The 22,153-nt window shown below is 65.3% G+C and carries 22 protein-coding genes and 2 pseudogenes; 12 read left to right on the forward strand and 12 right to left on the reverse strand.

Annotated elements, in window-relative coordinates; translation table 11 throughout:
* Positions 1 to 9: 9 nt before the first annotated feature.
* The 7 genes from GOPIP_RS06685 to GOPIP_RS06715 form a co-directional block, all read right to left on the reverse strand.
* Entirely contained in the window at positions 10 to 651 is a 642-nt protein-coding gene (locus GOPIP_RS06685) for a hypothetical protein (RefSeq protein WP_006368831.1), read from the reverse strand.
* Between the two features lie 176 nt (positions 652 to 827).
* Positions 828 to 1,646 (reverse strand): GAF domain-containing protein, encoded by an 819-nt coding sequence (locus GOPIP_RS06690; protein ID WP_006368832.1) that lies wholly within the window; start codon positions 1,644 to 1,646, stop codon positions 828 to 830.
* A 35-nt stretch (positions 1,647 to 1,681) separates the two neighbouring features.
* A complete protein-coding gene (locus GOPIP_RS06695; RefSeq protein WP_026920460.1) occupies positions 1,682 to 3,208 on the reverse strand; it encodes an FAD-dependent monooxygenase in 1,527 nt (508 codons plus the stop codon).
* Positions 3,205 to 4,386 carry a cytochrome P450 gene (locus GOPIP_RS06700; protein WP_244421117.1) on the reverse strand — a complete coding sequence of 394 codons (1,182 nt, stop codon included), beginning with the start codon at positions 4,384 to 4,386 and terminating at the stop codon, positions 3,205 to 3,207. The genes GOPIP_RS06695 and GOPIP_RS06700 overlap by 4 nt, the downstream gene beginning before the upstream one ends.
* Positions 4,387 to 4,469: 83 nt before the next feature.
* Positions 4,470 to 6,098, reverse strand: coding sequence for an MFS transporter (locus GOPIP_RS06705; protein ID WP_006368835.1), 1,629 nt, complete (start codon positions 6,096 to 6,098; stop codon positions 4,470 to 4,472).
* A complete protein-coding gene (locus tag GOPIP_RS06710; protein ID WP_006368836.1) occupies positions 6,098 to 6,796 on the reverse strand; it encodes an HAD-IA family hydrolase in 699 nt (232 codons plus the stop codon). The genes GOPIP_RS06705 and GOPIP_RS06710 overlap by 1 nt, the downstream gene beginning before the upstream one ends.
* Entirely contained in the window at positions 6,793 to 7,497 is a 705-nt protein-coding gene (locus tag GOPIP_RS06715; protein ID WP_006368837.1) for an AfsA-related hotdog domain-containing protein, read from the reverse strand. Before GOPIP_RS06715 ends, GOPIP_RS06710 begins: the two co-directional genes overlap by 4 nt.
* A gap of 74 nt (positions 7,498 to 7,571) precedes the next feature.
* Between GOPIP_RS06715 and GOPIP_RS06720 the strand changes: the two genes are divergently transcribed.
* Genes GOPIP_RS06720 through GOPIP_RS06740 form a run of 5 tightly spaced genes read left to right on the forward strand, consistent with a single transcriptional unit; the run spans position 7,572 to position 10,581 of the window.
* Entirely contained in the window at positions 7,572 to 7,934 is a 363-nt protein-coding gene (locus GOPIP_RS06720; RefSeq protein ID WP_020173050.1) for an ArsR/SmtB family transcription factor, read from the forward strand.
* On the forward strand, positions 7,931 to 9,031 hold the full coding sequence (gene arsB / locus GOPIP_RS06725; protein WP_005193688.1) for an ACR3 family arsenite efflux transporter: 1,101 nt from the start codon (positions 7,931 to 7,933) through the stop codon (positions 9,029 to 9,031). The genes GOPIP_RS06720 and arsB overlap by 4 nt, the downstream gene beginning before the upstream one ends.
* Positions 9,024 to 9,707: an arsenate reductase ArsC gene (locus GOPIP_RS06730; RefSeq protein ID WP_006360545.1), complete on the forward strand. Its 684-nt coding sequence runs from the start codon at positions 9,024 to 9,026 to the stop codon at positions 9,705 to 9,707. The genes arsB and GOPIP_RS06730 overlap by 8 nt, the downstream gene beginning before the upstream one ends.
* A gap of 41 nt (positions 9,708 to 9,748) precedes the next feature.
* Entirely contained in the window at positions 9,749 to 10,174 is a 426-nt protein-coding gene (locus tag GOPIP_RS06735) for an arsenate reductase ArsC (RefSeq protein ID WP_006360546.1), read from the forward strand.
* Complete coding sequence (locus tag GOPIP_RS06740; RefSeq protein ID WP_006368838.1) at positions 10,171 to 10,581, forward strand: arsenate-mycothiol transferase ArsC; 411 nt, start codon at positions 10,171 to 10,173, stop codon at positions 10,579 to 10,581. Before GOPIP_RS06735 ends, GOPIP_RS06740 begins: the two co-directional genes overlap by 4 nt.
* A 23-nt stretch (positions 10,582 to 10,604) precedes the next feature.
* On the opposite strand, the gene GOPIP_RS06745 is transcribed toward GOPIP_RS06740, so the two are convergent.
* A complete protein-coding gene (locus tag GOPIP_RS06745; RefSeq protein WP_010844638.1) occupies positions 10,605 to 11,090 on the reverse strand; it encodes an ArsI/CadI family heavy metal resistance metalloenzyme in 486 nt (161 codons plus the stop codon).
* A gap of 97 nt (positions 11,091 to 11,187) precedes the next feature.
* Here GOPIP_RS06745 and GOPIP_RS06750 point away from each other — a divergent pair, with 97 nt between their 5' ends.
* The gene (locus tag GOPIP_RS06750; RefSeq protein ID WP_005193682.1) at positions 11,188 to 11,550 is read left to right on the forward strand and encodes an Rv2640c family ArsR-like transcriptional regulator; all 363 of its coding nucleotides are present in this window, start codon (positions 11,188 to 11,190) and stop codon (positions 11,548 to 11,550) included.
* Between the two features lie 569 nt (positions 11,551 to 12,119).
* Here the strand turns inward: GOPIP_RS06750 and GOPIP_RS06755 are convergent.
* Positions 12,120 to 12,716: a class I SAM-dependent methyltransferase gene (locus tag GOPIP_RS06755; RefSeq protein ID WP_005193680.1), complete on the reverse strand. Its 597-nt coding sequence runs from the start codon at positions 12,714 to 12,716 to the stop codon at positions 12,120 to 12,122.
* A 92-nt stretch (positions 12,717 to 12,808) separates the two neighbouring features.
* Between GOPIP_RS06755 and GOPIP_RS06760 the strand changes: the two genes are divergently transcribed.
* The 5 genes and pseudogenes from GOPIP_RS06760 (at position 12,809) to GOPIP_RS06780 (ending at position 18,058) form a co-directional block, all read left to right on the forward strand.
* On the forward strand, positions 12,809 to 13,210 hold the full coding sequence (locus GOPIP_RS06760; protein WP_010844639.1) for an ArsR/SmtB family transcription factor: 402 nt from the start codon (positions 12,809 to 12,811) through the stop codon (positions 13,208 to 13,210).
* Positions 13,207 to 15,208 (forward strand): annotated as a pseudogene (locus GOPIP_RS06765) (heavy metal translocating P-type ATPase). The gene GOPIP_RS06760 and the pseudogene GOPIP_RS06765 overlap by 4 nt, the downstream one beginning before the upstream one ends.
* Positions 15,205 to 15,720, forward strand: coding sequence for a signal peptidase II (locus tag GOPIP_RS06770; protein ID WP_005193672.1), 516 nt, complete (start codon positions 15,205 to 15,207; stop codon positions 15,718 to 15,720). The pseudogene GOPIP_RS06765 and the gene GOPIP_RS06770 overlap by 4 nt, the downstream one beginning before the upstream one ends.
* Positions 15,721 to 15,988: 268 nt before the next feature.
* Positions 15,989 to 16,642: a DsbA family protein gene (locus GOPIP_RS06775; RefSeq protein WP_005193670.1), complete on the forward strand. Its 654-nt coding sequence runs from the start codon at positions 15,989 to 15,991 to the stop codon at positions 16,640 to 16,642.
* A 177-nt stretch (positions 16,643 to 16,819) separates the two neighbouring features.
* Positions 16,820 to 18,058 (forward strand): IS701 family transposase, encoded by a 1,239-nt coding sequence (locus GOPIP_RS06780; RefSeq protein WP_138944083.1) that lies wholly within the window; start codon positions 16,820 to 16,822, stop codon positions 18,056 to 18,058.
* Positions 18,059 to 18,079: 21 nt separating this feature from the next.
* On the opposite strand, the gene GOPIP_RS06785 is transcribed toward GOPIP_RS06780, so the two are convergent.
* The 3 genes and pseudogenes from GOPIP_RS06785 to GOPIP_RS29400 form a co-directional block, all read right to left on the reverse strand.
* Positions 18,080 to 19,288 carry an IS110 family RNA-guided transposase gene (locus GOPIP_RS06785; protein WP_005193666.1) on the reverse strand — a complete coding sequence of 403 codons (1,209 nt, stop codon included), beginning with the start codon at positions 19,286 to 19,288 and terminating at the stop codon, positions 18,080 to 18,082.
* Positions 19,289 to 19,399: 111 nt separating this feature from the next.
* Entirely contained in the window at positions 19,400 to 19,855 is a 456-nt protein-coding gene (locus tag GOPIP_RS06790) for an AfsA-related hotdog domain-containing protein (protein ID WP_006368844.1), read from the reverse strand.
* A gap of 407 nt (positions 19,856 to 20,262) precedes the next feature.
* A pseudogene (locus GOPIP_RS29400) lies at positions 20,263 to 20,418 on the reverse strand (ATP-binding protein); the annotation flags it as partial.
* 273 nt (positions 20,419 to 20,691) lie between these two features.
* Here GOPIP_RS29400 and istA point away from each other — a divergent pair.
* On the forward strand, positions 20,692 to 22,153 hold a 1,462-nt coding region (istA, locus tag GOPIP_RS06800), incomplete at its 3' end, for an IS21 family transposase (RefSeq protein WP_006368845.1).

A 22,153-nucleotide genomic window follows, 5' to 3' on the forward strand; every position in this document is an offset into this window, starting at 1 on the left:
GTGCGGCTTTCACAAGTCGACCTTGGTCCACGTCATCCCGGACAGCGCTGCGGCTCCTCCGACAACCCAGGCCCACAACTGCCCGGGAAGCGAGCCGGCATCAGTGACAGTCGCGAAGTGTCGATCTGAAGAACCGTCGCGGTACTCCAGATCGAACGTCCCCTCGTCTCTGACGCGGGTCTGCACGTAGACCTCGCTGTCGCGTTCGATGACGAGAAACGGGTCGGGTTCTTCCAACCGGTCGACCAGAGCATCGAGCATTTGCGGGCTGAGCATGGGCAGGCGGCCGAGGCTGCCGTGCAAGACAGCGATCGGAACCGCGTGCTCGGTATCGATGTAGATGTTCTCCTGCGGGTCATATACATCGAAACCCCAAGTGGCAGCGAGCGGCATCACGATCTCACGACTTTGCTCGGCGTCTGACCACGACGCGGTGATGTAGGTCCCGGATCTCAGCGGTTCGGGTGTCTCGTGTTCGATTCCGCGTCGGCGCTGGCTGTCGACGATGTGGCTGATCAACGCTTGGACGGGCGAATCATCGGGGTGCTGAGTGGTTGGCGGACTCGCTTCCAAGTCCTGCTGCATGACCCGTGCCGCAGACTCGGCGTCGGTGGCCAAACGCCACGGCAAGGCGTAGAGGTCGTAGCTCATCGGCCGTCTCCTTCTCCTGAAAGCTTCTCCCTGTCAATCAATTTCAGCGCCTTTCTGCGATACCGGCAATGCGGGCGAAACGGCCCGGAGCGAGCCCCGGTTCACGGTGTTTGCCATGTCCACGAATCGATGCGCCACACGTGGTTTTCGACGATGACGCCGATGGTCCAACCTTGTCAGCCGGGGGCTACGAGTGTGGGATATATCGCGAGGAGCAGCTCGGGGGTCATCGGCCATGGTTCGGCGGTGAGGGGTCTGGGTGCGTTGTCGGTCCCGTCGATCACCTTCTCCGGCAAGTCGGGTCGGGTCGCGGATAACCACGCGATCACCCGTCTGCTTTCGGCGTCAATCAGTGCGGGCGCAATCCTTCCTGCGCGAGCGGATGCGTCCAGAGTCCGGCGTGCAAGCATGTCAGGATCGTTTTCGGGCAGAGGCTCGGGCAGTTCTACTGAGATGCCGAGCATCCGCGGGCCGTCGAACGTGGCGATACAACGATGGGTGTATCGGTGGACTACGCCGCGTAGGTCGATCCATTCCCCTGAACCCCGGAAGCCGATCGAGGCCCCCCGTATGTCCATGGCTATCCGGACCGCGTCAGCAGGGCGGACGAGTCGTGACAGTCGGTCGGTCAAAGTGTCGGCGAACACCTGCGGGATGCGCGGGCCAGTCACCGCGGTCGGCGCTACTCGATCTGCCAGATCCCACTCCCATGCTTGCGTCACGGGTTGGGCGGGCGGCGTCTGATCCGGATCCCCGATCCACATGAGCACGCCGTGTACCTGTCTCGACGGCCCCAGCACCGGGGAAGCCAACGCAAGTCGCGGGCCGGCGAGGTCGATGAGGACCTGTGATTGCTTGAGATTGTTGAGAACGGTCTCGACCAGCCGCAGAACCGTCTTGTGCACGGATCCGCGGAATTCGTTGGACAGCGGTCGCCACTTCTTGGATCGCTCACCAATCAGTAGCACCGCGGGCATCTCTCCGACGGTGTCCACGAGAAACCATCCTTCGGCCACCGAACGAGTATCGCCTATGCGGGGGCCGGTGCGGTTGTGCGACCCCAACTGCGAAGGCCGAAGTTGTCGCGCATCCATCCGATCATGTGGGCGACTTCGTCAGAGCCACCCGCCCATGCCACATAACCGTCGGGCCGGATGACGACGATTTCCGGGTACTCCGCGGGCAGTCCCGAGGACACTGGTGCGATCTGGGCAAACGGAAGGTCGGCAGTGGACACGAGCGCGGAAGCGGCCGTGGTCGGCACAAGGACCAGAAAGTCCCCTCCGTGGAGTAGTTCGGCGACTGTGGTTGGCGCACCATCGACGCTGAGCTCCACATCGGGGAAGAACTCTCCATCGAGCTGATGCGCGCCTCCTTGCCCTACTGGGTGCTTCAGCGAGGTGCCGTTGATCCGGGCAGCCAGCCAGTCATGGGCGCCAGGCTCGTGCAACCATTGCTCCACCACATTGCGTACCGGATCGTTTGCCGAGTCCGGATTCATGAGTGTCGACTGCAGTCGGGTGTTGTCGATCAGCCACTGACCGACCGGTTCACGCTCTGCCCCATAGGTATCGAGAAGCCTTTCGTCTGCGGCACCCGTGAGTACAGCTGAGAGCTTCCATCCCAGATTGACAGCGTCTCCGATTCCCGCGTTGAGTCCTTGGCCGCCCAGAGGGTAGTGAATATGTGCTGCGTCGCCGGCCACGAACAGCCGGCGATCGCGGTAGTTCTTTGCAACGCGACTGTAGTCACTGAACCGGTTGAGATAGTGCGGGGCAACGAGATCCACGTGCGAGCCCACGACCCGGTCTACCGCCGCCCCGAACTCTTCGGGGGTGACAGGTGCCACGCGATCGCTCGCGGGGCCGTCGAACTCGAAGACGATCAAGCGGCTGTCCCCGTACCGGTTCAGATTCAGCAACGTCCAACCGCGCGGGGTCGGTGTCCAGCCGGCGGGCAGCTGTTCGGGGTGGGGCACGCCGGCCAGGCCCAGGATCGCTCGCATCGTGGGTGGATGCTCGCGCACCGCGAAGGCTCCCGACTGCCGCACCACGCTGCGACCGCCGTCCGCGCCCACCGCGTACCGGGCCTCGAAGGATCGCTCGGCACCGTCGGGTCCCGTGGCGATGGCGCGCACACCGTTGTGGTCCTGCGTGACGCTGACAACCCTGTGCCGGCGCAGGACCCGCGCACCAGAGGCCTCTGCCCGCCGCGCAATCGCGCGTTCAAGGTCGGCTTGGGCGATCCCGAGCATGACAGGGCCGTCAATGGTGCGCCCCCGCATGCTGAGCCACGGGTAGCCCGCAAATTGAAACTGCTCGACCGTCTCCTCCCGGGGATCGGTCGTGAGTCGCGGCACAGTAAGGATGCCCCGCCGCGCCAGCGTCGCGATAGCCCGAGCGTGGTAGGTCCCAGCCTTGGGGTATTCGCTGACATCGCCCCGCTGCTCCAGGACGAGTACCGAATTCCCGTGCAGCGCCAGCTCGTTCGCGACGAGCATGCCGACCGGGCCGCCCCCGACGACGATGACGTCGCTGCCGTCCGCCACCCTCGTCATCGCCCCACCGCAGCGCTCGGGCGCAGCGCCACGGGTAGACGGATCGGCCGGCGGAGCCCGGTTCCCAGATCCCACTCGATCTCCTCGGGAGCCACGGCGAGCCGCAGATCAGGGAACCTCGCCACCAGGGTCTCGAGGACAGTGATCAGCTCGATCTGCGAGAGCGCCGACCCCATGCAGCGGTGCATGCCGTAGCCGTACTGCAGGTGCCGTCGTCCCGGACGCGTCGGGTCGATACGAAGCGGATCCCTGAAGACCTCCGGGTCGCGATTCGCGGCGTTGATATGCGGGTAGACGATCGATCCCACGGGAAGCGTGACGCCGCCGACCGATAGTGGCTTGGTCAGCTCGCGTGGGAAGGAGCCTGGCGTTCCGAGGGGCATCAGCCGCAGGATCTCCTCGACAAGCCCCTCAACGGTGACGTCTCCGTAGGACACGCGCCGATACAGTTCCGGAATCGCGAGCGCTGCGTACATCGTCTTCGTCAACATCGTCGCGACGTTGTTGTCGCCGCCCAGAACGATTCCCATGACCGTTCCGGCGATGAGAGCATCGTCGACAGCAGCGAACTCGGGTTGCCCGGCGCGGTGCCGGTAGGTCGCGATCAGGCCGTCGTCCGAGTAGGGCTCCTCCCCCGCCACCAGGCGCTGGACCCAGCCGTAGAGCTCCATCCAGGACCGCTCGATCGACGGGATGTCGTCGGGCGGGGCGAGCTGGATGCGACGCCCCAGTTCGTTCATCCAGGGGGCCAGTGTGTCCTCGACCCCGAGCAGCCGGCACACCACCCGAGCGGGGACTACGCGAAACACCTGCGCCACCAGATCGGGGCCGGAAGTCGCCTCGAGGTCGTCGAGTGCAGCTTCGGTCAGATCGGCGATCAGCGGTGCGAGACCGGCGATCGCCCGTGCGCTGAACTCGTGGGAAACGAACTCGCGCACAACCCCGTGCACCGGGGCGTCGAGATTGATCAGCACCTCGGGCGCCCAATTGGTCGGCATGAACGACGGTCCGCCGTCGACGTTGCACAGGACGCGGCTCGCCGTGCGGTCCAGCATGAGCGTCTTGACGTGCTCATACGCTGTCAGGCTGATCGCCTCGTGTCCGCTGGGGAGCTCGATGCGGGTCAGTCCGTCCGGTCCGGGCCATTCGCGGACATAGGGGGCAGGCGTGTCGAGCAATGGAATCTCAGTGACCAGGGGCCCGTCGGATATATCGGGCGTAGATGTCGTTGTCTCGGGCGTGGATCTGAACTCGGTGGTGGTCATCGAGGGGTCCTTTCGGAGATCGCTCGGGAATCGATTGTGTGCTCGTTCGCTGCTTCGGCGACGCCGATCGGATCACGCTGGGCCACAGAGGATGTCACGATGTTCACGTCCTCGGACGGATCGGGCGGTTCGGGCGTCCGGCGCAGCAGCACCACGACCACGACGGTGAGCACGGCGCTCGCGGCGGCGATCGCCCACAGCAGCGGTACCAGCCCCTCGGCGAAGGCCGTCCGCAGCGAGCCTGTTGCGACCCCCGTCACGTCACGGATCTCGCCCGTGATCACCCGGTCGACGATCGTGCGTTGCGCATCCGGGCTCAGGTTCTCCGGTAGCACCTGCCGCACCTTGCCGCCAACAACGGCCGAGAGGGCACCGGCGAACACCGCGACGACGACGGCTTCGCTGCCAAGGCGCACGGTGGACACCAGGCCCGACACCATGCCGGACTTCTCCTCGGGGACAGACCCGATTGCTTGCCCGTCGACCAAACCCACACCGAGCCCGAATCCCAACCCCAACAGGATGAATGGCCCAATCAGTCCGGGGACGTCGGCGGCCGTGCCCTCCCGGGTAAGCCACGCGGCGCCGATGACGTACAACCCGACACTGCCGCCGAGGATGATCCAGGCGGGCACGCCGCGGCCGTGTAAGGCCCCTGCGATGAGCGGCCCCACAATCACGGGCACCGTCATGATCAGCATGACGCCGCCGATGGCACCGGAACCCAGCTGCCACACGCTGGTGATGAACGTCGGGTAGTAGGTCAGTAGTGTGACGAATCCGATCGCTCCGGCTACGGGCACCAGCAGCAACCCGACGAGCCGGGGTGACCGGAGAAGGCTGAGGTCGAGAAGCGGGTTGGCGGTCACATGTTGTAGGAGGACGAAGACGGCGAGCAGCAGGACACCGGCAACGACAAGACCTATCGTTCCCGGCGACGCCCACCCCCAGGAATTGCTCTGTGCGACACCGGCGATCACGAGACTCAGCGATGCTGCGAAGACGACGGCACCGCGATAGTCGATTCGGCCGGCGTGCTCGACCGGGCTGTCGTGCACGCCCGAGGCGACCACGAGTGCTACCGAAACCACCATCGCGACGGCGTTGAACCAGAAGATCCCAGTCCAGCCGCCGAGTGCGATGGCGGCCGACGAAATGCTGGGCCCGAGCCCGAGCCCGACGCCGGCCGCGGTGCCGAACAGTGCGAAGGCGCGGGCTGCAGCCTTGCCGGAGAAGGTGATCGCGAGCAGTGCTCCCGAGCAGGCGAAGACGATCGCCGCACCGATGCCCGCGAGTGCACGAGCCAGGTCGAGCACGACGAGGTTCGGGGCGAGGGCGCTCAGAACACCTGCTGCGGTGAAAACGCCGCCGCCCAGCAGCAATCCACGGCGGCGGCCGAGGTGGTCTGCGATCGATCCGGCCACGAGGCTGAACACAGCGAACGTGAGGTTGAATCCGTTGACCACCCATTGCAGCTGCGCAGGCTGCGATCCGAGGTCTGCTGCGATGTGCGGAAGCGCGACGCCGGTTCCAGACACGCCGGTGGGGACCACAACGACACCGAGCAGAATTGCCGCGAGCAGGACAGCGGGATTCCCGTTCCGAGAGGACGATTCGTGGGCCATCAGGAACCGCCCTCAGAGGTCGTGGTGAGTAGGCGTGCGAGATCGGCCAGGGCACTGGAGGTTTCGACGAACTGCACCGCGCCCCAGCCGGCGTTCTCGGCCGCGTCGCAGTTCACTCGAAGGTCGTCGACGAGGATTGCCTTGGTCCCTGGCACACCAATACGCTCGGCCGCGAGGGCGAAGATTTCGGGGTCCGGTTTGCGGAGCCGCACCGCGTAGGAGTCGACGATGACGTCCACCTCGTCGTCCAACCCCACCATGGGACGCCAGTACGGTTCCCACTCGCGGACGTTGTTGGTCAGGATGCCGACTCGGTATCCGGACCCGCGCAACTGGACTGCCAGGTCGCGAATGACGGAGTTGACCTCGTGTCCGGCAAACCACTGACGCCCGAACTCCAACTCCGAGCGGGAGACGTCGATATTCCGCGCGGTCAGCCAGGTGTGCAACCCTTGCACCCACTCCTGCTCGGTGAGCATCCCCAGCTCGACCGGGGCCAGCACGTCGACGCCGAGGCGGTCGGCTACGCCGGCCATCGCAGCCTTGAGATCGGACGGCGCGATCCCCGTTTTCCGTTCATATTCGGCGAACAAATCCTCGATGGGTGGCGACAGGACACCGCCGAAATCGAGGAACACGGCCGAGTATTTCGATTCCGGGGTGTGGGGTGCGATATCAACGATGGCGGGGACGGTCATCGTTTACCTTCTGTGATGGAGCCGGTCTCGACGCTGACATTCCTGGAGAATCGGACGCGACCCGAGGTGATCGACTCGTCTTCCTGGAGGATCTCGACCTCGAAGGCGTATCCCGGATCGGGCTCGTCGACGGGGCGAACCTGGATCACGGTGTGCAGGTCGAGCTCGCCGAACCGCGTGAACTCGGCTCGTAACGATTCCAGCACGAGCCGCCGGGCGCTGAGTCCATGGGTTTCATGCGCGGCGAGGATGCCCGCCTGCCGGATCGCCTCGAAGAGAACTGCGCCAGGGATGTGATCGAGCGGGTGGTCGAACAGACTCGGGTGGTGTTGATCGACGAGCACGTCGATATCGAGGCCGCTGGGCGTTGCGGTGACGTCGCCGAGTACCGAGTTGCGGTCGATCCTGCGGCCAAGTGTTTCCGCGGGATGCACGCCGCGGACGGTCCGTGGACCGCGACCGGGTGGTGGCGTGATCCCGGCGCTGTACTCGTCGAGGCCGAGTCGGGCTCGCCCCTTGCCCCGCACACGGGCCCAGACGTCGCGGGGCATCCACTGGATGGTCATCGTGACGGTTGCCGCAACGGTCCCCCCGAGAAGGCACTCCATCTCGAGGGTGATGCCGATGACTTCGTCTCCGCGGACCTTCTCCTCCACAATGACGGCGCTGAGCTCACCGTTGCCCGGCGCCGTGGATCTCAATGCGGGAACGCAAGTGCGCTCCCGGGTATCGGAGGGCCTTGTCCCGTTGAATCGATGTATGTCAATATTGACGGGTGTCGAATAAGAACTTGCTTCTCTTGCCAGGCCGCGGCCTGAGTGGTGACGAGACCGGAGCGGTTACCCCGCTGCTGAAGGCGCTCGCGGATCCGGTTCGGCTGCGGTTGCTGTCGGAGGTCGCCGCGCATCCGGGAGGTGAGGCGTGCGTGTGCGACATCTCCGGGCCGTTCGAGCTGTCGCAGCCGACGATCTCGCATCATCTCAAGGTGCTGCGTCAGGCGGGTCTGGTGACGAGCGAACGCCGCGCGACCTGGGTGTACTACCGTGTGAACACCGAAGCACTGCAACAACTGTCGGTCCTGCTGGGCGATCTCGCCATGGTTGTGGGGGAAACTCGTTCGTGCGAGGCCGACCAGTGACCACCACCGACACCGCGGTCGCGGCGAAGTTGTCGATGCTCGACCGGTTCCTGCCGGTGTGGATCGGCGCAGCAATGGTCGCGGGCCTGATGCTGGGCCGCACCGTTCCCGGCCTGGGTGACGCCCTGGCGGCCGTGGAGATCGACGGCATCTCGCTGCCAATCGCTCTCGGACTGCTGATCATGATGTATCCGGTGCTGGCCAAGGTGCGCTACGACCGACTCGACTCGGTCACTGGCGATCGTCGCCTGCTCCTGGGATCGCTCCTGCTGAACTGGATCGTCGGACCCGCGTTGATGTTCGCGCTGGCCTGGCTTCTGCTCCCGGACCTACCGGAATACCGGACCGGACTGATCATCGTCGGTCTGGCGCGCTGTATCGCGATGGTCATCATCTGGAACGACCTGGCGTGCGGCGACCGCGAGGCGGCTGCCGTCCTCGTCGCACTGAACTCGGTGTTCCAGGTGATCATGTTCGCCGTGCTGGGCTGGTTCTACCTTTCGGTGCTACCCGGATGGCTCGGCCTGGAACAGACGACCATCGACACCTCGCCGTGGCAGATCGCGAAGTCGGTGCTGATCTTCCTCGGAATCCCGTTGATCGCCGGCTATCTCACCCGCCGCATCGGCGAACGGGCCAGAGGCCGCGAATGGTACGAATCCTCGTTCCTCCCGCGATTGGGGCCGTGGGCCCTCTACGGTCTGCTGTTCACCATCGTCATCCTGTTCGCCTTGCAGGGGGAGCAGATCACCTCTCACCCGTGGGACGTCGTGCGGATCGCGCTGCCGCTGCTGATCTACTTCGCGGTGATGTGGGGTGGCGGATTCGTCCTCGGCGCCGCGATGGGGCTGGGTTACGCACGGACCACCACGCTGGCGTTCACCGCCGCCGGCAACAACTTCGAACTCGCCATCGCCGTCGCGATCGCGACCTATGGTGCGACCTCCGGCCAGGCTCTCGCCGGGGTCATCGGGCCACTGATCGAGGTCCCGGTTCTCGTCGCCCTCGTCTATGTGTCCCTGGCGTTGCGGAAACGCTTCACAACTCCCACTGCTTCTAGCCTAGATGTGTCGAAGGAGCCTGCTCGCGATGTCTGAGAATGCGTTGGACGAACACCTACGTCGCGGTGAACACCGCGAGCAGCCCGAACTGTTGATGCCTCATACCGTGTTGGCCCGTACCGCCGCCGACTTGGCCGCCAAGTACGAAGGGGTGGTGTCTCGCCAGACGGTAGAACGCTGTGTCTTCGAGTCCTACACCGTGTTACGGCGTACCTCCCGGGTGCATACGCATCTGACGACCTTGGCGGGCCGGTTCGCGGCTGATCGGTTACGCGCCCTCGCCCAGGCTGAGGGCGCGGTGCCCAAGGATGTGCCCGAGGTTCTCTTCATCTGCGTGCAGAACGCCGGCCGCTCGCAGATGGCCGCAGGATTGTTGACCCATCACGCCGCTGGGCGGGTACACGTGCGCTCAGCCGGGTCAACACCCGCGCACTCGATCAACCCGACCGTCGTCGAAGCAATGAGCGAGATCGGCGTCGACTTGGGTACGCAGTACCCCAAACCGCTAACCGACGATGTGGTCGCCGCCGCCGACGTGGTCGTAGCGATGGGTTGCGGCGACGCGTGTCCGATCTATCCCGGTAAGCGGTATCTCGACTGGACGGTCTCCGATCCTGAAGGCCGTCCACTAGGCGAGGTTCGCGCCATCCGCGATGACCTTGATGCCCGGGTTCGCGAGCTCCTTGCCGAGCTCACGGCCGACCGTGTGTGACTTTCCGAGCTTTCCTCCACAGCTGAAAGGGCCTGTGTTTCATGTCTTCCTCTCGACCTAGCGTGCTGTTCGTGTGCGTCCACAATGCTGGCCGCTCACAGATGGCCGCGGGGTTCCTCACCGCTCTGAGCCAGGGCAGTGTCGAGGTCCGCTCCGCCGGATCTGCTCCCGCCGACTCAATCAATCCCGCCGCTGTCGCGGCGATGGCCGAAGTCGGTATCGACATCTCCGCGCAGTCACCGAAGATCCTCACCCCCGACACGGTCGAATCCTCCGACGTGGTGATCACCATGGGCTGTGGCGATGCATGTCCAGTATTCCCCGGCGTCAGGTACCGCGACTGGGCCCTCGACGACCCAGCCGGCCAAGGCATTGACGCGGTCCGCCCGATCCGCGATCAGATCCGCGGACTCGTCGAGGACCTCCTCGACGAACTCGTACCCGCCGACCAGCAGGTCGGCCGGTGAGCACGACACCGCAGGTGCTGTTCGTGTGCGTGTCCAATCGCGGCAAATCGGTGATGGCCGAACATCTCACACCGACAGTCACCGCCCGGATCACCCCATCCTCGGCCGGCACCAGCGCGAAAATCGGCGGCCAGGTCAACGACCTGTCCGCCCAGGCGCTCGCCGAAGTCGGCGCCACCGTGGACGGACATCAGCCGCGCCAACTCACCGACGAACTGATGCAAACTGCAGATCTCGTCGTGGTGGTCGGCACCGCCGACGTCACCCCACCCGACGGCGTCGCCCTCGAAGTGTGGAACACCGACGAACCCTCCGAACGGGGCATCGACGGCATCGAACGGATGCGACTAATCCGCGACGACATCACCAACCGGATCCGCGCCCTCGCCGACCGCATCGCGCGGTAGGCGAGAGCGCAAGCCACGACCCCTCAGCAGCAAGCAGTGCGCACCTCAGCCGGTTCGGCGGCGCTGCCACCGCAGCACACCGAACCCTGCTCGACGTCATCGTTGGCGTTCTGCTCCAACAGTTTCGGGCTGGTCCCGAACGTGTCGGAGTCGGCGAGCACGGTGTAGACCTCCCACTTCTCGTTCGCCGGTCCGGTCACCCAGACCTTGTCCTGGGTTGCGAAACAGCAGGTGGAGTTGATCTCCTCCTGGGTGAACAGGCCCTCCCCGGACAGCCTGGCGATCTCGGCGTGCACCTTCTCGCTCGATTCGACCTCGACGCCGAGGTGGTTGATCGTGCCGCCCTGGCCGGGGTTCTCTAGCAGCACCAGTTTCAGGGGCGGCTCGACGATCGCGAAGTTGGCGTATCCCGGCTTGCGTTTGGCCGGGGTGGTGTTGAACAGCTTGGAGTAGAACTCGATCGCGGTATCGAGATCATCGACGTTGAGCGCGAGCTGCATACGGGACATGACCATCACCTTCACCTGTGAGACATATATCGAACTACTGACACATGCAGGGTGCCACCTTTTCGACATATGTCAAGTAGGGGCGTACGATCTGGTCATGCCGAAGCCCTTGCCGATGGTCGACATCAGCGCCCCGATCTGCTGCGCACCGGTATCGGCGGCACCGCTCGATGACGACACCGCGCTGCAGATCGCGTTGCGGCTCAAGGCGCTTGCCGATCCCGTTCGGATCAAGCTCGTCTCAATCCTGCTTACCGACACCGGTGACGGGACCTGCACCTGCGACCTCGCGACCGCGGTCGGCCTCACCGAAGCCACCACCAGTCACCACCTGGGGCAGCTCCGCAAAGCCGGCATGGTCACCCCCGAGCGCCGCGGCATGAACGTCTACTACCGAGCGCAACCGGACTCGTTGGAAGCACTACGCAACGTTCTCAGCGCTACGACGGGTTGCTGTTGAACGGCGACGGCACGAACTGAGCGAGCCTTATCCGGGTGTCCTTTTGGCAGGCCAACTCCGGTGTCTTTCAGCAGGTCAGCGAGCATGGCGAGCAATCCAGCTCGGCTGGTGGCGGGCAGATCGGATCGGTGATCACGGCGTGGCCGGCGCCAGCGAGGGCGGTGATGCGGGCGGCGACGCTGACCGCGTGCCCGAACAGGTCTCCGTCGCGGACGACTGCGCTGCCGTAGTGGATCGATCCCGGCGCGTAGGGCGATGAATCCGTCTTGACCGGCGGCCGCGGCCGCGGGGGCGGTGATCGTGGCGAGGATCACTTGGGGGGCGTCGGCGGTGAGCATCACCGCATCGCCGATGGCCTTGACCAGCCGCGTGCCCGGTCGTAGAGCCTGCCTGCCAGGTCTGAGAGGCCAACCGTATGGCCAGTTCTGCGGCTTCCTGGTCGCCGCAGAACTCGGTGAACACGCTGTATCCGGCGAGGTCGACGAACGCCACCGCGACGTCACGCTGCTCGAGCTCGGCGAGCTCGTCCGAGGGAGGGCCATGGTGATGCCCGTGCAGTGGTGGCGTGGTCATCGGTCACCGGCACGGCGGGCACGGAACCGGGCGAGCGCAGGGTTCTCGCGGACCGTGATGTCGGTCAGAGGCAAAGACGTCAGGCGCAGGCGGAGTTCGCCACGGGGGATGAACCGGTGCGGTGCCCCTTCGAGGTTGTGCAGCAGCCGCGCCGGTGCGCTGCCGAGCAGGTCGTAGCCGACCAGCATTCCGCCGGGCGCGAGCACTCGGGCGGCCTCGGCGAGTGCGCGTTCCCAGTCGATGACGTGGTGCAACATGATGAACGAGACGACGGTGTCGAAGCTTCCGTCCTCGAACGGCAGGGCTGTGGCGTCGGCGACCTGGGCGTGAGCGCGGGCCCCGAAACCCTGCAGCCGATCGCTGGCGGCGGCGACCATGACCGGGTCGAAGTCGGTGACGGTCACATCCACGAGTTCGTCGGGGTTGGTGGTGAGGATCTGTTCGGTCATCGCGCCGGCGCCGCCACCGATTTCAAGGACCCGGCCTCGGGGATGGATGCCTTGCAGCGCCCACGGGAGTACCCACCTGCCGGTGGCCGCCTGCCACGGTGCGCTGCGGCAGAACAGAGACTCGATCGTCGACATCGACGGCATACCAACAGCTCCCACCATCTCGCCCGGCCGCGCCTGCTGCCACTTCTTCGTGATGATTCGATTACAGCACACAATGCCGCTATCATCGTCATATGACGATGAATGAGTGCTCGGTGGCGACTGGGGCGGACCTCGATCCCGCGGTGGCGTTGTTCCACAGCCTCTCCGATGGGACCCGTCTGGCAATCGCAACCCGCCTCGCGCACGGTGGCGAGGCCCGGGTGGCGGATCTGATGGCGGAGCTGGGGTTGGCGCAATCGACGGTCTCCGCGCACGTGGCGTGCTTACGGGACTGTGGGCTCGTCGAAGGCCGCCCGCAGGGGCGGCAGGTGTTCTACAGCCTGGCCCGACCGGAGCTGATGGACGTGCTCGCCGCCGCCGAAACCCTCCTGGCAGCGACCGGAAACGCGGTTGTGTTGTGCCCGAACTACGGCACCGACGCCACCACCTCCTGCTGCACAACGGGCGACACGAAGGCGGGGGTGCGGCGATGAGCGACGCATGCGGATGCGGGCACGACGAACCGGCCAGTGAGGACGAGCAGGCTCCGGAGCACTGGTGGCAGGTGCGGGAGCTGCAGGCTGCCGCCGCGGCCGCGGTGTTCCTGCTCGCCGCGTACATCACCAGCTGGTCCGGCGGCCCCGAACCGGTCGCGCTCGCCCTGGAGTGGGTGGCGCTGCTGATCGGGGCGTGGACATTCGTCCCCTCGACCCTGAGCCGGTTGGCGAAGGGCAAAATTGGCGTCGGCACCCTGATGACGATTGCTGCGGTCGGCGCGGTGATCCTCGGCGAGGTCGGCGAAGCCGCGATGCTCGCTGTGCTGTTCTCCATCAGCGAAGGCCTTGAGGAGTACGCCGTCGCCCGCACCCGCCGCGGGCTGCGGGCGCTACTAAATCTGGTCCCGGACTCCGCGACCGTGCTCCGCGACGGCACCCCGGTCACCGTCTCCCCGGCGGAATTGGCCGTCGGGGACCAGATGTTGGTCAAACCCGGCGAGCGGATCGCCACCGACGGCACCATCACCGAAGGCCGCACCGCACTGGATGTTTCGGCGATCACCGGCGAATCCGTGCCTGTCGAAGCCGGACCCGGCACGCAGGTCTACGCCGGGTCGATCAACAGCACCGGCGCCCTGAGCGTGCATGTCACCAGCACGGCGGAGAACAACTCGCTGGCCAAGAATCGTGCAGATCGTCGAGGCCGAACAGTCCCGCAAGGGCGACGCGCAACGCCTCGCCGACCGGATCGCCAAGCCCCTGGTACCGGCGATCATGATCTTCGCCGCCGCCATTGCGATCCTCGGCTCCCTGCTCGGTGACCCGGCCACGTGGATCGAACGGGCCCTGGTCGTGCTCGTCGCCGCGTCGCCGTGTGCGCTGGCGATCTCTGTGCCGGTGACCGTGGTCGCGGCGATCGGCGCCGCCAGCAAGATCGGCGTCCTGGTCAAAGGAGGTGCCGCCCTCGAAGCCCTCGGCCGGGTCCGCACCGTCGCCCTCGACAAGACCGGCACTCTGACCGCGAACCGGCCCACCGTCGTCGACATCGCCACCACCCCCACCGACACCGCTGCTCCTAGCACCGGGAGCAGCCTGGGCGACCGCACTCCGGGCCAGGAGCGGGTGCTCGCCGTCGCCGCGGCGCTGGAAGCGCACAGCGAACACCCGCTCGCCCGCGCGATCCTCGCCGCCCACGGCGAGACCACCGCCGCGCGCGATGTGCAGGCTGTTCCCGGGGCCGGCCTGACCGGCCTCGTCGACGGACGGCCCGCGCGGCTGGGCCGTCCCGACTGGATCGAGCCCGGCCCGCTCGATGAGCGGGTCGCGGCCATGCAGGCCGACGGCGCCACCGCCGTCCTGATCGAACACGACGGTCAGGTCATCGGCGCGGTCGCCGTCCGTGACGAGCTTCGCCCCGAAGCCGGCGCGGTAATCGAGCACCTGCACCGCATCGGCGCCACGGTCGCGATGCTCACCGGCGACAACACCGCCACCGCCAACGCGCTGGCGAAGATCGCCGGCATCGACGACGTACACGCCGACCTCCGCCCCGAAGACAAGGCCCGCATCATCGGCGACCTCCGAACGAACTCGTTCACCGCGATGGTCGGCGACGGCATCAACGACGCTCCCGCCCTGGCCACCGCCGACCTCGGCATCGCCATGGGCGCAATGGGATCGGACGTAGCGATCGAAACCGCCGACGTCGCCCTCATGGGCGAAGACCTCCGCACCCTCCCGCAGGCACTCGATCACGCCCGCCGCGCCCGGAAGATCATGCTGCAGAACGTCGGCCTGTCCCTCGCCCTGATCGCGATCCTCATCCCTCTCGCGCTGTTCGGGATACTCGGCCTCGCCGCCGTCGTCGCCGTCCACGAACTCGCCGAGATCGTCGTCATCGCCAACGGAGTCCGCGCCGGCCGGGTCAAAGCGCTAGCCCGGGCGAGGACCGGAACTGGCCAGCGGACTCCGTCCGTAGTGACGGTCGGGCAGTGATCACCGCGGTTCCGGTGGCGCACCGCCGCGTACGCCTCACACGGCGGTGCGGGCTGCTGGCCGTCGCTGTCGGACTCGCGGCCACCGATCTGGCCGTCAAGGCATGGGCCACAAGCGCGCTCGCGGACGGCGCAGTCATCGGAACGGGGCCGGTGCAGCTGCGGCTGGCATTCAATCCGGGCGCGGCGTTTTCGATCGCCGCCGATGCCCCGGCATGGGTGCTGCCCACAGTCACCGGAATCATCACCTTCATCGTCGCGGTCACCTCCTGGCGGATGGCGCCAGGCACCGGGCACCTCGGGCGGCTGGGGTTAGCAGCGATCCTCGGCGGGGCAAGCGCCAATCTCATCGATCGGTTCCCCGACGGAGTGGTCACTGACTATCTCCACACCGGTTGGTGGCCAACGTTCAACCTCGCTGACACATTCATCGTCGGCGGCGCTGCCATCTTGATCACCCTCACCGCATTCAGGAGTCCCGACGAACGAGCGCAGCATTCACCCGAGCGCTGACCCCCCCCCCGATCCGGCGCAGGGCCCGGCTGGCCGCGCTGGTCACTGCCCGGCTCACCGTCTGCCCGGAGTCTCGATGGTCCGCTCCCAGAGGAAACGCCAGAGACTCCTCGCTGCCGGATACAGAATCTGATCCGCTTGTAGCGCGCACCCATGAAGACTGAGAACAGACATCAGGTTCATACATTCCGGGCGCTACCCCGAAGGCAACCCCCGGCCTGATGAGACCGATCCTCATTCCCGCCGACATCGCCTCTACGTTGAACGTATGACCAGACCAACCAAGTTCGCGTGGGCGTTCTTCGTAACCATTATCGTCGGTATCGGAGTCGCCGTCCTCGTCGATCAGGACACTTCCACACCCGCCCCGTCCGATACCGCCGCGGTGTCTGATCTGGTGACCCGGCCCGACAGTCATCGGCTGACGTCGCCTGCGCAGAGCCGGGCGCAATTCGTCGAGTTCCTGGACTTCGAGTGCGAAGCCTGCGGAGCCATCTACCCGGTCATCGAGGATCTGCGGCGAACCTACGGCGACCGCGTTACGTTCGTCGTCCGCTACTTTCCGATGCCCGGACACTTCAACGCCGAACGTGCTGCTCGCGCGGTCGAAGCCGCCGCCCAGCAGGGGCGGTTCGAGCAGATGTACCAGCGCATGTTCACCACCCAAACCCATTGGGGCGAACAGCAAGTCCCCGCTGACGACCTGTTCCGTAGCTTCGCCGTCGACCTCGATCTCGATATGGCGGCCTTCGACACGGTCTACAACAGCCCGGCCACGCTCGAACGGATCCGCGCCGACGTCGCTGACGGTCTGGCTCTCGGGGTCCAAGGCACCCCCACATTCTTCCTCGACGAGAATCGGCTACAACCGAACACGATCGACGACCTCACCGCGGCGGTGCGTGCAGCGGCGTCTGAATGATCTCAGGGGCTAGTACTACAGCCGTAGATTGGGATCGGAGTGACCCTCGGCGTGTTTGCGCTGGTCAGCGCGGCTGTCGGGGCATATTCAGAGTTTGTGAAGAAACCAAAGACGCCCACGACAACCGCAGGTCCGAGCCTAGACCATGACCGGTGGCGTGCCGGGCTGGACGCGCTAATCGACACCATCACCCCACGGTTCACCCGACATGAAACCGCCCGCAACGCGGGAGCGTTCCTGCTGGGAGTGATCTCGTCGTTGGCGACCAAGAATTGCTGGACGATGGCCGAACTGTCCGGGCATTCCACACCAGACAAACTGCAGCACTTGCTCTCCCGCGCGAAGTGGGACGCCGACGACGTGCGCGAGGACTTGCAACAACTGGTCCTCGATGGCCTCGGCACCGACCAAGCAGTCCTGGTGATCGATGAGACCGGCGACCTGAAGAAAGGCACCAAAACAGTTGGTGTACAACGGCAATACACCGGAACCGCTGGACGCATCGAGAACTGTCAAGTCGCGGTGTACCTCACCTACGCCACAGCCCTCGGGCACGCCCTGATCGACCGGGCCCTGTACCTACCCCGATCCTGGACCAACGACCCGACCCGACTGGCCGAGGCCGGCGTACCCGAGGGCACCGAGTTCGCCACCAAACCCGTCCTGGCCGCCGGTCTGATCGCCCGCGCCCGCGCTGCGGGTATCACCACCCAATGGGTGGCCGGCGACGAAGTCTACGGCGATGACCCCAAACTACGAACCATGCTCGCCCACAATCATATCGGCTACGTCCTGACCGTAGGATGCCACCGCCAGGTCACCATCAACGGATACCGCAGACGCGCCGATACCATCGCCGCAAAGCTCCCCGCACGAGCGTGGAAACACGTCTCGGCGGGCCAGGGAAGCAAGGGTGAACGCTGGTACTCCTGGGCGAAAGTCACCATCACCGAACCCGACCTGCCCGGCCACCACTGGCTCCTGATCCGCCGCAACGACACCACCGGCGAACTGGCCTACCACCGCTGTTCGCACCCGCAACAAACCTCGCTGACGGAGTTGGTGCGCGTGGCCGGCCGCCGATGGACCATCGAGGAATCCTTCCAATCCAGCAAAGGGCTCACCGGACTCGACCAGCATCAGGTTCGCACCTGGACCTCCTGGCACCGCTGGACCATCCTGGTCATGCTCGCACACGCCTTCCTGGCCGTCACCACCGTCGCCCAACGCGCCATCGAAGCCGTCGACCCCTCCCTGATCCGACTGAGTATCAACGAATTCCGACGACTCTTCATCGCGCTTGTCCTCGCTCCGTTGCACACCAACACGCGACTCTTCGACTGGTCCCGATGGCGACGACTACACCAGAAACGCGCACAACTCTGCCACCAAAAACGCAGGTCAACACCACAATAGACTCAATCTACAGCTGTAGTACTAGGCGGCAGCCTCCGCGATGGGCGGGCCGGCGCCCCTCGGAGTCCATTCTCGGCCATCACGGATGAGTGCCCACACAACATCAATCAACCGTCTGGCCAGCGAGATGAGCGCATGCACGTGAGAGCGGTTCTCGCGTCGTTTGCGCTGGTAGAACTCCCGTGATGGTCCGTCGCGTTGCGAGCTGTTGAGTGCGGCCATGTAGAACACCTTCCGCAGACCCCGGTGGTAGCGCTGCGGTCTACGCAATGTGCCCCGCCGGTTACCTGAATCATGCGGGACGGGAGCAAGACCGGCGTAGGCAGCCAGTTTGGCAGCCGAGCCGAACGACGTGAGGTCGCCACCAGTGAACGCGATGAGTTCGGCACCACTTCGGGTGCCGATACCGGGTACGGATTCAAGAATCCGGGCGTGGCGGTCTCGGCGGAACACCTCGGCGATCTGTTTATCCAGGTAGGTGATCTGGCGAGTGAGCGCCATCAGCGAGGTAGCCGCCTGCTGCACCAGCAATGCCGTGGTCGCCTCACCAGGCAGAGCGACGGTCTGCGCGGCCGCGGCGGCACGCGCCTTGCTGATCATCTTCGGGATGGTCGGCCGGCGGACTCCTTGACCGCGTAGGTGGTCGTAAATCTCCTCGTCGGAGACCCCATCAATCGCCGACGGTGTGGTGAAGCGGGTGACGAACGCCAAACCAGTCAACGTCGAGTAGTCGAAGCACCGTTCGAGACCGGGGAAGATGCGGGTCAGCAGGCCGCGCAGTCGATTGATGCCTCGTGTGCGTTCGGTGACCAAGTCGCGGCGATGCCCGGTCAACAGGTCGAGTTCGATCGCGACGTCATCAGGGACCGCGACCGTCGCGAGATCACCACGCAGGCGCGCGGTCTGGGCGATCACCACCGCGTCGCGGGCGTCGGTTTTGCCTTCGCCGGCGAAAGCGCCGGTCATGCTGTGCACAACGCGACCAGGTACATAGCGAATGTGTTGGCCGCGGCGGGACAACACCCCTCGGAGGAGGGCCGATTCCGGCGCGGTCATGTCGATCGCCCACACCACCGATTCGACACGGCACGCCTGGTCCACAATCGCTTCGATGGCCGCCTGATCGTTCGGTACCCGACGTGACCACAGCACCGTCCCCGCGTCGTCCACAGCGGCGGCGTGGTGTGCGTGACGGCCGACATCGATTCCTACCCAGATTGTTTCGACCACATGAACCTCTCTGCTCGAACCTGTTGACCTCGTCAGGGGTTGTTTCGCCGGCGCACCTTTACACAGCGACAAGTTCGCGAACACTTCTCAATCAGCGGCCGAAACGACCCGTCACGGTCCGGGGTGGCCTTCCACGCCGAGCCACCGAGGGCACACAGGTGATTGTCGAGCCACGCCCCGAACCGCGGACGAGCGTCCGAGGCGACCGCCCCGGACGTACTCCAACGTAAAGGTGATTGTCGTTGCCTCGTGGGATACGACCTGGATGTCGGCGTCGTTGAAGATGAAGGCCTGGTCAAAGCCCGCGCCTACGTGACGGTGTGCGATCAGGATCGATGTTTGCCGGAAGCACTCGAGAATCAGCAGCGGGTCGTACCGAAACTCTGCAGGTCCGATGTGATCGCTGTAGTAGCTGTGCGACTTCGGCAGGTGGACGCCGATACGAAAGTTCGGGTACCGATCGCAGATGATGTCGGTCAGATAAACCTCCGACAGCGCATCCCGATGCACGTGTTCTCGCGGCACCAGAGTGGAGTGCGACAGTTGCGGTTGCAAGGTGTACGTCACGATAAGCCCCTTAATCAGTCTTGTTGGCAGCGAACGCCTTCCGACGGTCGTCTACGCGACACCCGTGATGGCCACCGCCGGACGAGGCTTGGGTCTGCGAGCAAGGGGCTTCGAGAACGACTCTCAATCCGACGTCAGCAAGTATCGGCCAGCAGGGCGCGGTCCCGCAGAGTCCCACTCACGGCGAGCCGAACTTCTGACCTTTACGAAACAGAATCTGTGCACCTCACGGGTGAAATACCTACGGCTTCGTGAAGTCCGTCACACCAGTCGCCATTGGCGGTGCAGAGAGCTTCTGTCAGCATGGTGCAGAGAGTCGCACGCGGCATCAGGTCGTCGAAGCAAGAGGGTGCAGGTTCGACGACACGGCCACCGAGTTGCGTTCGTAGACGGCGTCGGCGATCCGGGGTGGGGATGGGGGTCGATGACGCGGACTCCCACACGTCAAACGTCTTGCCCGTGGGGAAGTTTGCCGCTTTGGGCCGGGAGGCGAGAATGGAGCGGGCGCGGCCAACGGATTCCTCGGTCAACAGGGCATTGATGACCTCGGTGGGTTCCCAGCGTTACAGCGAGGTACTGCTGTACTGCGACGACCTCCCCACCCCACCACGCGTCGGAAGACACCCCTCCGCTAGGGCACGAGAGTATGTGTCAGCGGTCATGTAATTCCCCAGGTTGATGGGGTTGTCCGTCACGTAATTCCTCACCCGTCGGTCACGTAATTCCCCACCTTGGGGCGTGTCGGGCGGGGTTGGGGTGCTGCTACAGGTTCGCTCCGTTCATGGCCCTGCCTGGGGCTGTGGAAGGGGCCTGAGGTGGCACGGAGGACGTGGACGATGACGCAGTTGTTGGAGTTGTTTCGGCATTGGTATGCCGGGCGCTCGCAGGTACAGATTTCCCAGGCGTTGGGTATGGATCGCAAGACCATCCGCAAGTATCTCGCGCCGGCGCTGGCCGCGGGTCTGAGCCCGGGCGCCGGGGGCGGGTTCGATGAGTCGGTGTGGCGGGAGTTGATCGGCGGCTGGTTTCCCGAGGTTGTTGATCCGTCGCTGCGGGCGGTGACGTGGCCGCCGATCGCCGAGCATCATGAGTGGATCAGCGGGCAGCTCGATGCGACGGTGACGGTGGCCACGATCGCGCAGCGGTTGCGCGACGACCGCCAGGTTGATGTGTCGGAATCGTCGGTACGCCGTTATGTGACAGCACATTTCGCTGACAGGATCAATGAGAAGCGGGCAACTCCACCGCGGCCACCGGTGCCGGCGGGTGAGGAAGCCCAGGTTGATTACGGCAAGCTGGGGATGTGGACCGACCCCGAGACCGGTAAGCGGGTGTCGGTGTGGGCATTCGCGATCATTTTGTCGTGCTCGCGATGGTTGTTCGTGCAGCCGGTCCTCAAGATGGACCAAACATCCTGGTGCTCTTCACATGTGGCCGCGTTTGAGTTCTTCGGTGGTACGCCGCAGCGGATCGTGTGTGACAACCTCAAGACCGGGGTGAGCAAACCTGACCTCTACGATCCGCAGATCAACCGCGCTTACGCGGAACTCGCCTCGTTTTACGGGGTGCTGATCGATCCGGCGCGCGCAGCCACTCCGAAAGACAAACCGCGCATCGAACGCCCGATGCCCTACATTCGGGATTCGTTCTTCAAGGGCCGCGAGTTCAGCAGCCTGCCGCAGATGCAAGACGCTGCGATCGGCTGGTGCACCGACGTCTACGGCCGCCACGCCCACCGCGGGATCGATGGGGTGCCGCCGGCCGAGTTGTTCGCACAGATCGAACAGCATGTGTTGAATCCATTGCCGCCCCGACGATTCGAACTCGTCACCTACCATGTGGGCAAGGTCGCCCCAGACTGTCATGTCAAGGCGGGTCCAGCGTTGTACTCGGTGCCGTGGCGGCTGATCGGCTCACACGTGCGGGTCCGCACATGCGGGGATATGGTCCAGGTGTTCTCCGGCGACGAGGTCGTGGCGACCCATGTGCTGCGCCTGGGTGGGCGGGCGACCAATCTCGAGCACTACCCGCCCTACAAGGTGGCCTTCGCCTCCCGCCCGGTGGCGTGGTGCCGCGGGCAGGCCGAGGAAATCGGTGAGCACGCGGTCGCGGTGGTCGCCGAACTCTGCGAGGTCAACGCGATCCATCGGCTGCGCGCAATCCAATCCATCGTCGGTTTACGCACGAAGTATCCCGATGACCGCATCAACGCCGCCTGCGCCCGGGCAATCGCCGTCGGCGATGTCGGGCCACGCACCATCAAGGGCATCCTGATCGCCGGTACCGAAGACGACGACA

This window comes from Gordonia polyisoprenivorans NBRC 16320 = JCM 10675 (genome assembly GCF_000241325.1).
Taxonomy (GTDB): Bacteria; Actinomycetota; Actinomycetes; order Mycobacteriales; family Mycobacteriaceae; genus Gordonia; species Gordonia polyisoprenivorans.

What these genes read in the sequence shown, in the direction of transcription:
- GOPIP_RS06685 (WP_006368831.1), bottom strand. Translation starts at nt 651, where the DNA reads ATGAGCTACGACCTCTACGCCTTGCCGTGGCGTTTGGCCACCGACGCC.
- GOPIP_RS06695 (WP_026920460.1), bottom strand. Translation starts at nt 3,208, where the DNA reads ATGACGAGGGTGGCGGACGGCAGCGACGTCATCGTCGTCGGGGGCGGC.
- GOPIP_RS06705 (WP_006368835.1), bottom strand. Translation starts at nt 6,098, where the DNA reads ATGGCCCACGAATCGTCCTCTCGGAACGGGAATCCCGCTGTCCTGCTC.
- GOPIP_RS06710 (WP_006368836.1), bottom strand. Translation starts at nt 6,796, where the DNA reads ATGACCGTCCCCGCCATCGTTGATATCGCACCCCACACCCCGGAATCG.
- GOPIP_RS06730 (WP_006360545.1), top strand. Translation starts at nt 9,024, where the DNA reads ATGTCTGAGAATGCGTTGGACGAACACCTACGTCGCGGTGAACACCGC.
- GOPIP_RS06735 (WP_006360546.1), top strand. Translation starts at nt 9,749, where the DNA reads ATGTCTTCCTCTCGACCTAGCGTGCTGTTCGTGTGCGTCCACAATGCT.
- GOPIP_RS06745 (WP_010844638.1), bottom strand. Translation starts at nt 11,090, where the DNA reads ATGTCCCGTATGCAGCTCGCGCTCAACGTCGATGATCTCGATACCGCG.
- GOPIP_RS06750 (WP_005193682.1), top strand. Translation starts at nt 11,188, where the DNA reads ATGCCGAAGCCCTTGCCGATGGTCGACATCAGCGCCCCGATCTGCTGC.
- GOPIP_RS06755 (WP_005193680.1), bottom strand. Translation starts at nt 12,716, where the DNA reads ATGCCGTCGATGTCGACGATCGAGTCTCTGTTCTGCCGCAGCGCACCG.
- GOPIP_RS06760 (WP_010844639.1), top strand. Translation starts at nt 12,809, where the DNA reads ATGACGATGAATGAGTGCTCGGTGGCGACTGGGGCGGACCTCGATCCC.
- GOPIP_RS06775 (WP_005193670.1), top strand. Translation starts at nt 15,989, where the DNA reads ATGACCAGACCAACCAAGTTCGCGTGGGCGTTCTTCGTAACCATTATC.